The organism is Inediibacterium massiliense, from assembly GCF_001282725.1.
GTDB classification, from domain to species: domain Bacteria; phylum Bacillota; class Clostridia; order Peptostreptococcales; family Thermotaleaceae; genus Anaerophilus; species Anaerophilus massiliensis.
Map to the genome: position 1 here is coordinate 760,438 of NZ_LN876586.1, position 15,499 is coordinate 775,936.

A 15,499-nucleotide genomic window follows, 5' to 3' on the forward strand; every position below is an offset into this window, starting at 1 on the left:
ATTGATGTTTTCTATTTTTAACAAAATCCGATATACTATAACAAAGGAGGAGTGATATAATGAAAAAAGTATTAATTAGTTCAGCTCTAGCCCTTCTATTGTCTGCAACAGCGATGCCTTTAGGTGCTGAAGCTGCTACACAGTATTGTACAACTACATCAGGAAATACAACATGGAGATATGTGCAAAAATATCAAACTAAATTAAATTGGTATAAAATGAATCATTATACAGTAAGAACATCTGATTCAAAGCAAGTGACTAATCCAAGTACACCGGTTCAAGAACAAAAAAGTGTTCAGACACCATCTAATACAACACAAACCACTCAAACCACTCAAACCACTCAAAATAACTCATCTACCCAAACCTCTCAAACAGACACACAGCAACGTGCATATGAAAAAGAAGTAGTAACACTTGTAAATATAGAAAGAGAAAAAAATGGATTGAAGCCATTAAAAGAAAATACAGAGCTTTCAAGAGTAGCGAGATTTAAATCGGATGATATGAAAGAACAAGGATATTTTTCGCATACTTCACCAATTTATGGTTCACCATTTGAAATGATGAAGAATTTTGGTATAAAATATTCTTATGCAGGAGAAAACATAGCCAAAGGACAAAGAACTCCTGAAGAAGTAGTAAAGGCATGGATGAATTCAGCTGGACATCGTCAAAATATTTTAAATGCAAACTATACAGAAATTGGTGTAGGGTATACAAAGGATGCTAATGGAACGGCTTATTGGACTCAAATGTTTATAAAGCCACAATTATAAGAAATACATAGCATGCATATGTATGCTGTATTTCAAAAAAAAACTGAGGATATTTCCTCAGTTTTCATCTTTTTTGATTTCGTTTATTTCAACTCCAGTATGTTTAGAACCATAGCATTCAAGCACAGGTAAAACAAACATAAAGCCTACTCCTGGTTTATGAATATGATCTAATTCTTTATTGATCATATCTACAGCTTTTCTTAATTTTTCTTCTTCTCGAATGACACTAATAATTAATTTATTATAAGGTTTATTTCCATCTACGAGTTTTCGAATACTAGAGAATATGGGAATATCTACATCATGTTCTAGAAGTACTTTGCCCATTCCTACACTATCAATAGTAGTAGCCCCGACGCCTATTTCGTAAAATATATTATGAATATCATCGAGTTTGTGTATTTCGTTTAAGATTAAAAATAAAGCATACATACAAATTTCTCCTTTCATGATAAATGAGCTTCTTTAGCTTTTATTATAGCACTTTTAGTAGCTAATGGACCTATTATTTCTGTAATAATTGTAGTGGATAATAAAATAGTGATGACTAAAGAACCTAATTCTGTTCCTGGGAATTCTCTGCTTACTACAATTGCAAGTCCTACAGCAACCCCTACTTGAGATAACAATCCTAAGCCTATATATTTTTTAACAACTGTTGGAGCATTAGAAAGAATTCCTCCTAAAGAAGCACCTAATATTTTGCCTAGGATTCTAAATATTAAATAGGCAACCCCTAAGACTCCAATTTGAGGAAGTAATGAAATATCAAGTCGTGATCCTGCTAATGTAAAAAAAGCTGCAATAATGGGGGGAGAGAAGCTTTCGATACTTGAAAATACTCTTCTGGAATGTGTAGATATATTCACTACAATAATACCTAAAGACATGGCACAAAGCAAAGGAGAAAGATTAAACTTCAAAGCAATACCTACTAATAAAATAATTGTTCCAACGATAAAAGGAAGTAACTCTGTATCCTTTTTAGATATTTTAATAAGATAAGTTAAAACAATTCCTAATATCATTCCTACTACAATAGATAAAACAATTTCCATGATAGGGTGTAAAAGGATCTTGTCAATAGTGACAGCTTCATGATTGATAAATACTTTTGCAATAGAGGAAGCAATTGCATAAATCATAAGGCAGATTGCATCATCTACGGCTACAACTCCTAATAAGGTACTTGTAAGAGAACCCTTTGCATTATATTCTCTTAACACCATAACTGTTGCTGCAGGAGCAGTAGCAGAAGATACAGCACCTAAAATTAAAGCAGTAGAAATATTTTTAGTAAAAAGATAAGTAATACCTGTAACAAATAGGAAAGCACCAAAAGCTTCAAAAAAAGCAATGACAAAAATAGGTTTTCCAAGTTTCTTCATAACAGAAAATTCAAGCTCACTTCCAATATTAAAAGCAATGATTCCTAATGCAAAATCACTTAAAAAAGATAATTTTTCAATCATAGAAGCGTTTACTAGATTAAATCCTGACTTACCTAATAATAAGCCTGCAATAATATATCCAGCAACAGCTGGGACTTTTAATTTGTTCATCAATTTTCCAAAAAGAATACCTACAATAAGTGCGATTCCTAAACTTATAAATGGATTCATTGATATACACCTCACTTTTTATGGAATATGAATAAAATGCCTAACTTATATCATATTCTTTTTTAAAATATAAGTAAAAGCTTATTTATTGGTATGATATATTATAGATTAGGATTATATCTTCTAAAGAGAATTTATATGAGATGTATACAAAATAACTATAGATTCCTTTGCATTACTCTCAATATGAAAAAAGCACCCATTAAAGGGTGCTTTATATTAAGCATTTTTTCTTAATTTTGCTTTTTCTTCTTTTGTTCTTAATCTTACTTGTGGTTCAGCTGGTAGTGCAAACATAGGGATAAATCTGTCAAGACCAGTTAAAGTAAGGATTAAGATAGAACCTACAGCTACCATAGCCATAACATTGTATTTGATAATATCAGTAGCTACGAATTGATGTAGTGGATACACTGCAGAAGCAATACCTACATAGAATCCAATATATACATGCCATGGAATAAGCTGAGAACCAAATACTCCTAAAGCATCTCCGAAAGTAGCATTTCTTAAACGAAGTTTGTACATATCTTCTTCACTAGCTTCTACATTTTCATCTGTTAAAGATTTAAGGATAGGTCCAATTGTAACGATTTGAGCCATTTCATCAGAAAGTGCAGCATTACCTATGATAGAAAGTAAACCATTACAGAACATAAGTTGTCTAACACTTCCAACCATATTAGAAATTAAGTTAGAGATTGGAGCAAACGCTTGCATTTTACCCATGATACCACCAAAAGCTCCTACCCACATCATCATAACGATAACCCATTTTCCAGCACCTTCAAAACCTGAATATACAAGATCTAGGAAAGAGCTTACATTTTCAACAGTTCCTGCAAAAAGACCTAATATTAAAGCAGAAATAATTCCAAGTCCAAGGCAAGCAAGAGTAGGAAGTCCTTTAATTGCTACAGCCAATACGATTAATAAAGGAATAATCATATAAGTTGGAACGCCCTCTTGTACTTGATTTAAAAGTGAAACAGCAGCAGGTCTAGCTTCATTTAAGTTATCCCATACTTGTTGTGGAATTTGACTGATTGCATCAGCAGCATTTCCAGCTGTATCTGGAAGTCCCATTGTTACACTAAGACCAAAGATTAAAACACCTGCTACAACAAGACATAAAATAGACCAAACTCCTTGATGTCTAATTCTGTGAATTACTTCAACTTTTTGAATACCTGAACTTACTACTGTAGTATCTGAAATAAGACCGATGTTATCTCCAAAGCAAGCACCACCTGCGATAGAAGCAGTAGTTAATAATAAATCTCCACCAACAATATGATTTAACCATAAAAAGATTGGAGCACAAGCTGCAAACGTTCCCCAAGAAGTTCCAGTTGCAACAGAAAGAATAGCAGTAACAATAAATCCAGTAACGGCAACTGTTTTTGCAGTCATACCTAAGCTTAAAGCAACGTTAATGATAGATGCACCTACACCTGTAGACATGAAGGCTTCAGCCATAGCATAAGCTGCCATTAAGATAAAGAATACAAGTTGCATCTCTTTAACGTTTTCCACTGCAGAATCAACAATATCTTGAAACTTGAATTTTTCAGTAAGCATAGCTATAATTGCGGCATACACGGTAGATAATGGAGCTGCTAATAAAGCGTCCATTCCAGACATCATAAGTCCTGCCATTACAAAAACTGGCGATAATTTTAATAATCCTATCATTTTTAAAAGTCCTCCTCTTAAAGTTTTTTACTTTTAAAGAATGCAACTACAAAATTTTGAATTTATGGAATATTGCAAGGCCTCCTTCCTAATATGGATATATAAATGAATGGCATGTAGCAATAAACTTTTAACAATTCCAGTATAACATATTTTCAAGAGAAGGTTAAAATTCTTAATATTCAGAAAATAATAACAAATCAAATGAGTCAATAGGCTATATGGCTTGAAATTATAACATTTTTATGGGATAATACAAAAATGAAAATAGGAAAAGGTTTACCTGTGTTACCAAAAATTAATATTACTGATTATTTTCAAAATTCAAAAAATATACAACATTTAACTAAAATGGTATTTTATGAAAAATGAAATGTTAAACAATAAGATATTCTATATTTTAATGTATTTTATATAATCATTTACAAAAAATAATATTATAGTAAAGAAAAGAGGTGTATATAAATGAGCAGAAATGGACCTGTTGATCCAAATGCAACTATTGCTTTAAATAAATTAAAATATGAGATCGCCAATGAATTAGGAGTGCCTCATAACATGAGTGCAAATCCAAATGACTATACTCCAGGGCAAGATATTTATTTAGCAGGTAATGTAGGAGGACAAATGACTAAAAAATTAGTTGAAATGGGAGAAGAGATGTTGATCAATAAACACAATCAATGAAGATTGTTATAAATAGATAAAAATAGATTGATTGTTAATAAGGAGTTCTAGAAGAACTCCTTATAAATTTCATATTGACAAATAAAGTTTATTGCAATAAATTCGAATATGGACAATTTACAATAAGAGGTGAGATATGAAGAAAAATGATCTAAAAAATATTATCAATAAAAATAGAGAACAACCTAGTCGTGATACATTTCATTCTAAGATTGGCTTTATTTTAGCTTGTATTGGCTCAGCAGTAGGAATGGGAAACATATGGATGTTTCCATATCGAGTAGGCCAATTTGGAGGTGCAGCCTTTTTAGTTCCTTATTTTTTATTTGTAATCGTAATTGGGATTACAGGTGTAATTGGAGAGATGTCTTTTGGAAGGGCAATGGGGACAGGCCCACTAGGGGCTTTTGAAAAAGCATTAGAAAAAAAAGGTATAAAAAATGGATATTTATTAGGACTTATTCCAGTTATAGGTTCATTGTCGATTGCTATTGGTTACGCAGTTGTCATTGGATGGATTTTAAGGTTTACTGTAGGTGCAATTACAGGAGTTTTATTATCAGCACCAGATAGTGGAACTTATTTTGGAGAGATTGCTGGACCATTGGGAAGCATAGGATGGCATTTAGCTGGTTTGATTATAACTTTTGTAATTATGCTTATGGGAATTTCTAATGGAATTGAAAAGGCGAATAAAATTATGATGCCTGCTTTTTTCTTCTTATTTCTTATTCTTGCTATTCGTATAGCAACTTTACCAGATGCAATAGTAGGATATAGATATTTGTTTGTACCGAAATGGGAGTTCTTGAAGAATCCTAAAACATGGGTATTTGCTTTAGGTCAGGCATTTTTTTCTCTTTCATTGGCAGGTTCTGGAACAATTGTTTATGGTAGTTATTTGAAAAAAACAGAAGATATCGTAGGTTGTGCAAAAAATGTTGCTTTTTTTGATACTTTGGCAGCTATATTATCAGCTTTAGTGATTATACCATCTGTGTTTGTATTTGGTATGGATCCAGCAGCAGGGCCACCCCTTATGTTTATTATTATGCCAAATGTATTTAAAATGATGCCTATGGGGCGATTATTCTCTATTTTATTTTTTATAGCAGTATTATTTGCAGGGATCAGTTCACTTATGAATTTATTGGAGACACCTATTGAATCCTTACAAGATAGATTTAAGATTTCAAGAAAAGCTTCAGTAATTGTTATTGCAATCATTAGTTTTATGGCTGGATTGATGATTGAAAGTGGAGATAAACTGTCAATTTGGATGGATATGGTATCTATATATGTCATTCCTTTAGGGACATTACTTGCAGGAATTATCTTTTTCTGGGTTTGTGGATCTGAATTTGCTAGAGAGCAAACACAATTTGGACGAAATACAAAGATGGGATCATGGTTTGAGCCCATGACCAAATATGTATTCTGCGGACTTACAATTATTGTATATATTCTTGGAATTTTTTATGGAGGCATTGGTTGATGAAAAGGGTCGAATGCAACAAATAGCATCATAATACAGCAAAATTATATCACAATATTTTAAATAAATTTCAAAATATTCCTTGTAAAGCATTGATTTACAAGGAATATTTTTTATTTTAAATTGAATTTTTCTAAAATGAAGATCCATTGAATTCTTATATGGGCTGCTATAAAATATGAGGCAAATAGTTATGTAAGACTTATAAAAAGATGAAGGGAGAAGGATGATTATGAATGGAGATAATAGAATAAAGTTGATGAGGGAGGGAAAAGTCTCAACATCTTTGTTAAAATTTGGAATACCCATGGTTATTAGTATGCTTGTAACAGCTCTTTATAATGTGGTAGATACTTATTTTGTAGGGAGATTGGGAACAAGTCCTATGGCAGCAGTTGCTGTAGCTTTTCCTATTTCAATTATTTTTTGTGGACTTGGATTAATGTTTGGATGTGGAGGAGGTTCTTACATATCAAGACTCCTTGGACAAAAAAATCAAGAAAAAGCCAATCAAGTTGCCTCTATTGCTTTATTTAGCAGTATTATTATAGGAATCATTTTATCAATAATTATATTGATTTTTCTAGAAGAAATTTTAATTTTTATGGGAGCCACAAAGACTATATTACCTTATGCAAAAGATTATGCTGTGATTTTTATAATCAGTGCAATTTTTAGCACAGGAAACGTAGCAATAGGAAATTTAGCAGTATCACAGGGAGCTTCTAATATTACTTTAACTGCAATGATTACAGGAGCTATTTTAAATATGACACTAGACCCTTTGATGATTTATACCTTTGGATTGGGTATTAAAGGAGCAGCTATTGCAACTCTTATATCTCAAATGGTGAACACACTTGTATATGTATCTTTTTTCGCAACAGAAAAAAGTTATATCAAAATAAAAATGAAATATTGTAAGCTAGATCAAGAAATATATAGACAAATTTTTAAAATAGGAATTTCAATGTTGCTATTACAAGTATTTTCAAGTATATCTATGAGTTTAATTTCTAGAGAAGCAAGTAATTATGGAGATTCGGCAGTAGCTGCAATGGGGCTTGTATTAAGAATAATTACATTAGGAAGCAATGTTGTATTTGGATTTATTAAAGGATTTCAGCCCTTAGCAGGGTACAGCTATGGAGCAAAGAACTATGAAAGATTAAAAGAAGCTATTCATATCATTTTGAAATGGACGACTGTATTTTGTATTTTATGGACAATTGTAACTTTTATTTTTACCAATCCTATTATTTCTTTATTTAGTAATCATCAAGAGGTTATTGATATTGCTAAAAAAGCTTTAAGAGCAAATACAATTATGTTTTTTACTTTTGGATTTCAATTTGTATATTCAACTTTATTTTTATCCCTTGGAAAAGCTAAGATAGGTGGTATATTAAGTATGAGTAGACAGGGAATTTTTTTAATTCCTATCCTATGGATTTTGCCACAATTTATGGGGCTTAGTGGAGTCATGTATGCTCAAGCAATAGCAGATTTATTCACAACAATTTTGACTATTGTATTTGCAGTAAAAATTCATAAGCAGATTAATATACTGGAAGGAAAAAGTGTTTTAAATTAGATATTTTCATATAATTTACTTTAAAAAAGATTGATTTTGCTTTTTTTTTAGGCTTAGAAAAAGGAAAATGAGATAGTCTTGTAGAATAAAAATAGACAAATAGATGTATATTTCTATAATGGTGCAGTAAATATAGTAGTAAGTAAGAGCTACATCAATAATGGTAGGTGAAAAAAATGAGGAAGCCTAAAAATAGTCAATGTAAATCTATTGCAAAGTATGAAAAAATAGCATTAGATATAGCATATAGTATCTATAATGATGAATGGAAAGTAGGGGAGATGGTTAAAGGACGATCTACCTTAGCAGGAAAGTATAGTGTTTCACCTGAGACTATTAGAAGGGCATTAAAACTCCTTGAAGAGCTTCAAGTCGTATCTGTAATAGATAAAAAAGGAATTCTAATTCAGTCTAAAGAAGCAGCAAACACTTTTATTAAAGAGTACAAATCTAAAGATAGAATACTCACTCTTAGAGAAGATATTACAAATCTTATAGAGGAGAAAAAGCTTATTGAAGAAACCATTGTGAATCGATTAGATGATATTATTGAGCAAGCAATGATTTTAAGAAATATTGGCATTATTTATCCTTTAGAACTAAAGATATCTAAAAATAGCCATATAGTAGGAAAATCTATTGGAGAGGTAAAGTTTTGGGAATATACAGGTGCAACTATTATAGGAATTCATCGATGTGGACATCTTTATCTTTCTCCTGGACCTAAGCTAATTTTTTATCCTAATGATATTGTTTTTTATGTAGGCAATGCAGCTAATATATCTGAAAGAGTTAATAGATTTGTAAATGGATAAAAGACCCTTGTTATTTATAAATAACAAGGGTCTTTTTTTGTGGCATATAAAATGATATATATATAAATTTTTTCTATAAAATATTATAAAAAAAAATCATACAACTCTATTGATTAGTACAAGTTGTATCATGTATAATAATAGAAACAACTTATAAAATCGAAACGAGTAGTTAGATGATGAGTGCAAAGTAAAAGGGGGATATTCGGTATGGAATTAAAAAGAGGGATATTGGCAAAACATAATGGAGAAAATAGGATACAGGATTCATATATAATGAGATTAATAAAATGGCAAGAAGCAGAACAAGCAGTTTTACTTCAAAATTTTGTTTATGAACAATTGATCAACAAGCAAGTTTTATATACAGATTCTTATGAAAATATGATAAAGGATATGAAAGCAGGAGCTAAGATCATTGGAGTTTTTAACAAAGATAACGAGTTGATTGCTTATAGGCATATTGCTTTTCCTGGGGTATCAGATCGGAATTTAGGAAATGACATTCATTTACCAGAAAATGAGCTTTTAAAAGTAGCTCATTTAGAAAGAACGGTAGTTCACCCTGATTATAGAGGAAATAACTTGCAAAGTATAACATTGCAAGAGGCTGTACCTTTGATAAAAGAATTAGGGTATAGGCATCTAGTGTGTACTGTTTCTCCATTTAATTTATTTAGTCTTTATAATATTATAAAAAATGGACTCAAGATTAAAGCGTTAAAAGAAAAATATCAAACAGGAAAAGATACACACGATGGGTTATGGAGATTTATTCTTCATAGAGAATTAGAACCAGTAAATAATATAGAGCATACTCAAAGTTTTTCAGTATCACTAAATGATTTTAAAGCTCAAGAAGATTTGATCAATGATGGATTTATTGGACATTGGCTATTTAAAGAAAGTAAATTACTCAATTATGTAAGGTAAAAAAACAATGATATGGATTTCTATATCATTGTTTTTTGTTTAAGGAAACTTTTGTGCTTTTCTTAAAATATAGTATAATAGATAAGGTATATTTATTGAATATAAAAATAGAGGCTTTATTTTAAAAGGAGGATATTTGAGAATATGGAAATTATATTTTTAGTCATTCAATCTACTATTCTAGGAATTGTAGAAGGATTAACGGAATTTTTACCTGTGTCATCAACAGGACATCTTGTGATTTTTCAAAATTTAATAGGTTTTAAAGGAACAAGTGCAAATTATGTTGAGATGTATACATATGTGATACAATTAGGAGCTATACTGGCTGTAGTTATCCTTTATTGGAATAAAATAAAAGATACTCTTATCAATTTTTTCCCGCAAAAAGTTGGGTATGAAAGATCAGGATTTAGATTTTGGTTTATGATTTTTATTGCTTGTATTCCCGGTGGGGTTTTTGGAGTGTTATTAGATGACTTGGCAGAACAATATTTATTTTCACCAGTATCTGTAGCAATTACCTTGTTTTTAGGTGGTATATGGATGATTTATGCTGAAAAAAAATTCAGAAGAAATAAACATACAGGAGGAGAATTAAAAGTTACAGTCAAGCAGGCATGGATTGTAGGTATATTTCAATGTTTAGCTATTATTCCAGGAATGTCGCGTTCAGCTTCTACGATTATAGGGGGATGGGTATCAGGACTTTCTACTGTTGCTGCAGCTGAGTTTTCATTCTTCTTAGCGATTCCAGTTATGGTAGGAATGAGCTTTTTAAAGCTTGTGAAAATGGGAGGGCTGTTTATTCTTACAACTCAAGAAATCATTTCTCTTGCTGTAGGCTTTATCGTTTCCTTTATAGTAGCTTTAATTGTTATAGGTAAGTTTATTTCCTATTTAAAGAAAAGACCAATGAAGATCTTTGCCATATATAGAATGATTTTTGCGATTATAGTTTTGGGAACTGGATTTTTAGGAATATTTCATTAAAATGAAAAGGACAGTTAAATAATTTAACTGTTCTTTTGGTATTCATTGACATTTATGATTACAACAAATATAATAGCAGTATTATATATGAATAATGGCTCATAATTTTACAGAATATAAGATAATAACATTGTGGATGAAACAATTGGAATAGGGAGGTATGATGTATGGCTGAAAATAATATGGATTTTGAGAAATGTGATTGCAATGTTATTCATGAAGAGATCATAAAAAAAGTGAAAGAGAAAATGACTTGTGAGGAGAAATTAAACGATTTAGCAGAATTTTTTAAGGTGTTTGGTGATCCTACAAGAATCAAGATTATTTGTGCTTTATTTTCTTCAGAAATGTGTGTATGTGATATAGCTAGTTTACTAAATATGACTCAATCTGCTATTTCTCATCAATTGCGTGTTTTAAAGCAAGCGAGACTTGTCAAAAACAGAAAAGATGGGAAAGTAGTATATTATTCTTTAGATGATGAACATGTAAAACAAATATTTGACCAAGGATTAGTACATATTAATGAAATAAGATAAATAAATGAAATGCTATATATAAAGACTGTAAACAAAAGATTATGTTTACAGTTTTTTTATATATAAAAAAGCTCGAAAAAAAGAGAAAAATAAGATAAAATGTAGAAAAAGAATACAGAAATGATTTTAGGAGGACATATAGAGATGAAATCTTTTTTTAGTATAGAAAATAGAAAAAAACTCAATGCAAATAGGTATTTTCAGTATGTAGTATTCTTAACGATTTTTTCGGAAATATTTTTATATTGTGCGCATCATTCAAATATTTGTATGTATATATTGGGTTATATTTTAAAGATCATATCTTTTTATTATTTATATAAAGTATTTTTAAAAAAAGATTTTCAAAAATATGATACTAAGATGAATGATTATTTTATACAAGAAACTCAGCCATATAAAACAGAAGAAGAAAGGTTATTATTTAAGAAAAAACAATCAGAGAAAATAAGAATGAGACTAGAGAAGAACCTACAAATTTGTAAAAAATTCATAGAAATACTTCCCCTTCCTATTGTCATAAGAGATCAAGACAAAATTGTATATATTAATGATGAAACCAAAAATTTATTAAAATTAAAAAGTAAAGAAGATGCAATAGGAAAAAGTTTATTAGATTTTTTACAAGATGACTGTAAAGATATGGTGAAAGAAAGATTAATTTTAGAATCACAACAAAAGATTGGACTTCCCCTAGAAGAACAATTGGTATGTACAGATGGAAGTATAGTAGATGTAGAGGTATGTGTAACTTCTATAGACATTGATGATCAAGAATATTTTATGGGAATTTTAAGGGATATTACACATTTAAAAAAGTTCAAAAAAATAGAAAAGGAACTAGCGGAAAAGGACGAATATGACAGAATAAGAAGTGAGTTTTTTGCAAATATTTCTCATGAGTTGAGAACTCCGGTTAATGTAATTTATAGTGCTCTGCAATTAGAAGAAATGTATTTTGCTCAGCAAGACTATGAGTCTATTCGAAAATATAATAAGATGGTTAAACAAAATTGTATGAGATTGCTTCGTATTATTAATAATTTAATAGATATGACTAAAATTAATGCAGGGTATTTTGAACCTATATTAAAAGGTGTAAATATAGTAGAAGTAGTAGAAAATATTGTATTATCTATTGTAGATTTTATAAAAAGCAGAGATATGAATATTATTTTTGATACTCAATTAGAAGAAGATTATGTAAATTGTGATATAAATTTAATTGAAAGAATTATATTAAATATTTTATCAAATTCTATAAAATACGGAAAGGTAAAAGGATCTATTGAGGTAAATATATATGACGAAGAAGATCGGGTATGCATTAGTATAAAAGATGATGGAATTGGGATTCCAAAAGATCAGCAGGAAAGAATATTTGAAAGGTTTATAAGAATTGATCAATCATTGACAAGAAATTGCGAAGGAAGTGGAATTGGTTTATCTTTAGTAAAATCTTTGGTGGAACTTCAAAATGGAACGGTTACATTAATGAGTGATGAAAATATGGGTACGGAAATTATTATTAAATTTCCAAGAATTCAAATGGAAGAAGATATTTTTAATATGGATAGTGAATCCAAAGAGATGGACCAAATTATTAAAAAAGTAGAATTAGAATTTTCAGATATATATGAAGCTTAAATAACAGAAATATGAAACATACATTGTATTTTAGAGTCCATGAAATTTCACAAAAAATTTTAAAATATTATATAAGTTGATAGAATATAATATATGAATATATTTTCATATATAGTGTTGACATTCATAAAAAGAGAGAATATAATACATGAATAGTTGTTCATGCTTTTCAAAGTACAACGATGTATAAAATTGAAAAGGATGATTATTATTTTGAACTATACATGAATAAATGAACAAGTATTCAAACGAAAAATAAGGAGGGAATCTTATGAGTAAAATACAATGGACGCTGGATAATCTTGATTGTGCTCATTGTGCTTCAAAAATAGAAGACAAAATTCAAAAAATAGAAGATATAGAAAAAGCAACAGTAAATTTTATGACAAAAACTTTGACCCTTACTTTTAAAGAAGATAAGAATTTAGACAAAATTGAGGAACAAATAAAAGATATTGTTCAGAAATTAGAACCACATGTAATAGTAAAGAAAAAAATAGGAAAAACCCATTGTAAAACTTTATCAAAACAAATAAGCTGCTGTAGTGGACATCATCATGAACATCATATACATGATCATTGTGATTGTCACCATGAACACCATGAAGAGCATGGGCATGATCAGTGTGATGTTCCTCATGATCATCATGAGGAACATAGACATAGTCATGAAGATGGAGATACGAAAAAAACAATTTTAAAGCTTTTATTAGGTGGAGTAATATTTAGTATTGGATTGATGGGAGAATTTAAAGGAAATGTGGAATTAGGAATATTTTTAGGTGCTTATATTATTGTAGGTGGAGAAGTTATAGTAAGAGCGTTAAAAAACATTATGCGTGGGCAAGTATTTGATGAAAATTTTTTAATGACAATTGCAACTTTTGGAGCATTTGCTACTAGAGAATTTCCAGAAGGGGTAGCAGTTATGCTGTTTTATCAAGTGGGAGAACTATTTCAATCTATAGCAGTGAACAAATCTCGTAAATCTATTACATCCTTAATGGACATTAGACCTGATTTTGCAAATGTGAAAAGGAATGGAGAATTGATTAAAGTATCCCCAGAAGAAGTATTAGTTAATGAAATGATTGTTGTAAAGCCAGGGGAAAAAGTTCCATTAGATGGAGTGATTGCACAAGGAAAATCAATGGTAGATACTTCAGCTCTTACAGGAGAATCTATGCCTCGTCATGTAGAAGAAGGAGAAACGGTTTTAAGTGGATTTATCAATCAAAGAGGAGTTATTTGTATAAAAGTAAGTAAAGAGTTTGGAGAGTCTACAGTTTCTAAAATACTAGAGCTTGTAGAAAATGCAAGTAGTCGTAAAGCAAAAGCAGAAAATTTTATTACAAAGTTTGCTAAATATTATACTCCAGCAGTAGTAATCATAGCAGCTATGTTAGCTATAATTCCTCCAATTTTTATAGAGGGTGCAACTGTTGTAGAATGGTTATATAGAGCATCTATATTTTTAGTTATTTCTTGTCCTTGTGCTCTTGTCATATCTATTCCATTAGGATTTTTTGGTGGAATAGGAACTGCATCAAAGTATGGTATTTTAATTAAGGGAAGTAACTATTTAGAAGCACTTAATAATGTAGAAACAGTAATATTTGATAAAACAGGAACACTTACTCAAGGAATATTTCATGTGACACAGATAGATGCAACAAATGGATTTCATAAAGATGAAGTTTTAAAATATGCAGCTTATGCAGAAAGTTACTCTAATCATCCTATAGCTGTTTCGATTATTAAAGAATACAAAGATGAAATCTATAAAGATAAAATCAATGATTATGAAGAGATTTCAGGATATGGAATTGTAGTAAGTGTAGAAGGAAAAAAAATTTTAGTAGGTAACAATAAGCTTATGGATCATAAAAAAATAAAATTTAAAGAAATAGATTGTGTAGGAACCATATTATATATAGCTATAGATGAAGTTTATGCAGGAAGTATAGTTATTGAGGATACTTTAAAAGAGGATGCTATAGAGGGAATTCAAGCTTTAAAGGATCATCAAGTAAGAAATATTGTTATGCTAACAGGAGATAATAAAAAAATAGCCAATAAAGTAGCAAATGAGCTAAAGGTACATGAAGTTTATGCAGAATTATTGCCTCATGAAAAAGTAGAAAAGCTTGAGAATATAGATCATCAAAAAACATGCGGAAGAAATATTGTATTTGTTGGAGATGGAATTAATGATGCTCCCGTTTTGGCAAGAGCAGATATAGGAATTGCTATGGGAGGATTAGGATCAGATGCAGCGATTGAAGCTGCGGATGTGGTAATTATGACAGATGAACCATCAAAAATTGCTACAGCAATAAAAATATCAAAAAGAACAAAAAGAATAGTCATTCAAAATATTATATTTGCATTAGGGGTGAAAGCTTTAGTATTAGGACTAGGGGCATTTGGAATTGCTACTATGTGGGAAGCCGTTTTTGCAGATGTGGGAGTCTCTGTTATTGCCATACTCAATTCTATGAGAATTTTAAAATTTAAAAAATAAAATGAAGTGCAGCTAAAAAGTTTATTTTAGCTGCATTTGTTATAAAATTATGCTTCTATGCATAAAGGATCTTCTCCATATAAATTAGAACCATCTTATTTGTGAATTGGATAAGGAACAATTTGAATCATAGATTAATTGGTGAAAATATACTATAATGTATGTGGAAA

Annotated in this window: 13 protein-coding genes; 10 read left to right on the top strand and 3 right to left on the bottom strand. The window is 30.1% G+C overall.

All coding sequences use genetic code 11. The features are described 5' to 3' along the window. The first annotated feature begins 59 nt into the window (after positions 1 to 59). A complete protein-coding gene (locus BN2409_RS16775) occupies positions 60 to 782 on the top strand; it encodes a CAP domain-containing protein (RefSeq protein WP_110943001.1) in 723 nt (240 codons plus the stop codon). Positions 783 to 839: 57 nt separating this feature from the next. On the opposite strand, the gene BN2409_RS07370 is transcribed toward BN2409_RS16775, so the two are convergent. From BN2409_RS07370 to BN2409_RS07380, 3 genes are all read right to left on the bottom strand, one after another. Next, positions 840 to 1,235 carry a P-II family nitrogen regulator gene (locus BN2409_RS07370; protein WP_242847920.1) on the bottom strand — a complete coding sequence of 132 codons (396 nt, stop codon included), beginning with the start codon at positions 1,233 to 1,235 and terminating at the stop codon, positions 840 to 842. Further along, entirely contained in the window at positions 1,232 to 2,407 is a 1,176-nt protein-coding gene (locus BN2409_RS07375; protein WP_053955987.1) for a cation:proton antiporter, read from the bottom strand. Before BN2409_RS07375 ends, BN2409_RS07370 begins: the two co-directional genes overlap by 4 nt. Positions 2,408 to 2,626: 219 nt before the next feature. Continuing rightward, entirely contained in the window at positions 2,627 to 4,102 is a 1,476-nt protein-coding gene (locus BN2409_RS07380) for a Na+/H+ antiporter NhaC family protein (RefSeq protein WP_053955988.1), read from the bottom strand. Between the two features lie 465 nt (positions 4,103 to 4,567). On the opposite strand from BN2409_RS07380, the gene BN2409_RS07385 reads away from it, so the two are divergent. The 9 genes from BN2409_RS07385 to BN2409_RS07425 all read left to right on the top strand — a co-directional run bounded on the left by BN2409_RS07385 (position 4,568) and on the right by BN2409_RS07425 (position 15,329). Then, entirely contained in the window at positions 4,568 to 4,789 is a 222-nt protein-coding gene (locus BN2409_RS07385; protein WP_053955989.1) for an alpha/beta-type small acid-soluble spore protein, read from the top strand. Positions 4,790 to 4,925: 136 nt separating this feature from the next. Further along, the gene (locus BN2409_RS07390; protein ID WP_053955990.1) at positions 4,926 to 6,284 is read left to right on the top strand and encodes a sodium-dependent transporter; all 1,359 of its coding nucleotides are present in this window, start codon (positions 4,926 to 4,928) and stop codon (positions 6,282 to 6,284) included. 232 nt (positions 6,285 to 6,516) lie between these two features. Next, on the top strand, positions 6,517 to 7,878 hold the full coding sequence (locus BN2409_RS07395) for an MATE family efflux transporter (protein WP_053955991.1): 1,362 nt from the start codon (positions 6,517 to 6,519) through the stop codon (positions 7,876 to 7,878). A gap of 176 nt (positions 7,879 to 8,054) precedes the next feature. Continuing rightward, the gene (locus BN2409_RS07400; RefSeq protein ID WP_053955992.1) at positions 8,055 to 8,693 is read left to right on the top strand and encodes a GntR family transcriptional regulator; all 639 of its coding nucleotides are present in this window, start codon (positions 8,055 to 8,057) and stop codon (positions 8,691 to 8,693) included. A gap of 210 nt (positions 8,694 to 8,903) precedes the next feature. After that, positions 8,904 to 9,626: a GNAT family N-acetyltransferase gene (locus tag BN2409_RS07405; protein ID WP_053955993.1), complete on the top strand. Its 723-nt coding sequence runs from the start codon at positions 8,904 to 8,906 to the stop codon at positions 9,624 to 9,626. Positions 9,627 to 9,770: 144 nt separating this feature from the next. Then, positions 9,771 to 10,619, top strand: coding sequence for an undecaprenyl-diphosphate phosphatase (locus BN2409_RS07410; protein ID WP_053955994.1), 849 nt, complete (start codon positions 9,771 to 9,773; stop codon positions 10,617 to 10,619). 167 nt (positions 10,620 to 10,786) lie between these two features. Beyond that, complete coding sequence (locus tag BN2409_RS07415; protein WP_053955995.1) at positions 10,787 to 11,158, top strand: ArsR/SmtB family transcription factor; 372 nt, start codon at positions 10,787 to 10,789, stop codon at positions 11,156 to 11,158. Positions 11,159 to 11,302: 144 nt separating this feature from the next. Then, a complete protein-coding gene (locus BN2409_RS07420) occupies positions 11,303 to 12,805 on the top strand; it encodes a sensor histidine kinase (protein ID WP_053955996.1) in 1,503 nt (500 codons plus the stop codon). A gap of 271 nt (positions 12,806 to 13,076) precedes the next feature. Further along, positions 13,077 to 15,329 carry a heavy metal translocating P-type ATPase gene (locus BN2409_RS07425; protein ID WP_053955997.1) on the top strand — a complete coding sequence of 751 codons (2,253 nt, stop codon included), beginning with the start codon at positions 13,077 to 13,079 and terminating at the stop codon, positions 15,327 to 15,329. Positions 15,330 to 15,499: the final 170 nt, after the last annotated feature.

Excerpts from the sequence above, each read along its gene's own strand:
- BN2409_RS07410 (WP_053955994.1), top strand. The coding sequence starts at position 9,771 with ATGGAAATTATATTTTTAGTCATTCAATCTACTATTCTAGGAATTGTA.
- BN2409_RS07420 (WP_053955996.1), top strand. The coding sequence starts at position 11,303 with ATGAAATCTTTTTTTAGTATAGAAAATAGAAAAAAACTCAATGCAAAT.
- BN2409_RS07425 (WP_053955997.1), top strand. The coding sequence starts at position 13,077 with ATGAGTAAAATACAATGGACGCTGGATAATCTTGATTGTGCTCATTGT.
- BN2409_RS07380 (WP_053955988.1), bottom strand. The coding sequence starts at position 4,102 with ATGATAGGATTATTAAAATTATCGCCAGTTTTTGTAATGGCAGGACTT.
- BN2409_RS07400 (WP_053955992.1), top strand. The coding sequence starts at position 8,055 with ATGAGGAAGCCTAAAAATAGTCAATGTAAATCTATTGCAAAGTATGAA.
- BN2409_RS16775 (WP_110943001.1), top strand. The coding sequence starts at position 60 with ATGAAAAAAGTATTAATTAGTTCAGCTCTAGCCCTTCTATTGTCTGCA.
- BN2409_RS07370 (WP_242847920.1), bottom strand. The coding sequence starts at position 1,235 with ATGAAAGGAGAAATTTGTATGTATGCTTTATTTTTAATCTTAAACGAA.
- BN2409_RS07415 (WP_053955995.1), top strand. The coding sequence starts at position 10,787 with ATGGCTGAAAATAATATGGATTTTGAGAAATGTGATTGCAATGTTATT.
- BN2409_RS07405 (WP_053955993.1), top strand. The coding sequence starts at position 8,904 with ATGGAATTAAAAAGAGGGATATTGGCAAAACATAATGGAGAAAATAGG.
- BN2409_RS07395 (WP_053955991.1), top strand. The coding sequence starts at position 6,517 with ATGAATGGAGATAATAGAATAAAGTTGATGAGGGAGGGAAAAGTCTCA.
- BN2409_RS07375 (WP_053955987.1), bottom strand. The coding sequence starts at position 2,407 with ATGAATCCATTTATAAGTTTAGGAATCGCACTTATTGTAGGTATTCTT.
- BN2409_RS07385 (WP_053955989.1), top strand. The coding sequence starts at position 4,568 with ATGAGCAGAAATGGACCTGTTGATCCAAATGCAACTATTGCTTTAAAT.
- BN2409_RS07390 (WP_053955990.1), top strand. The coding sequence starts at position 4,926 with ATGAAGAAAAATGATCTAAAAAATATTATCAATAAAAATAGAGAACAA.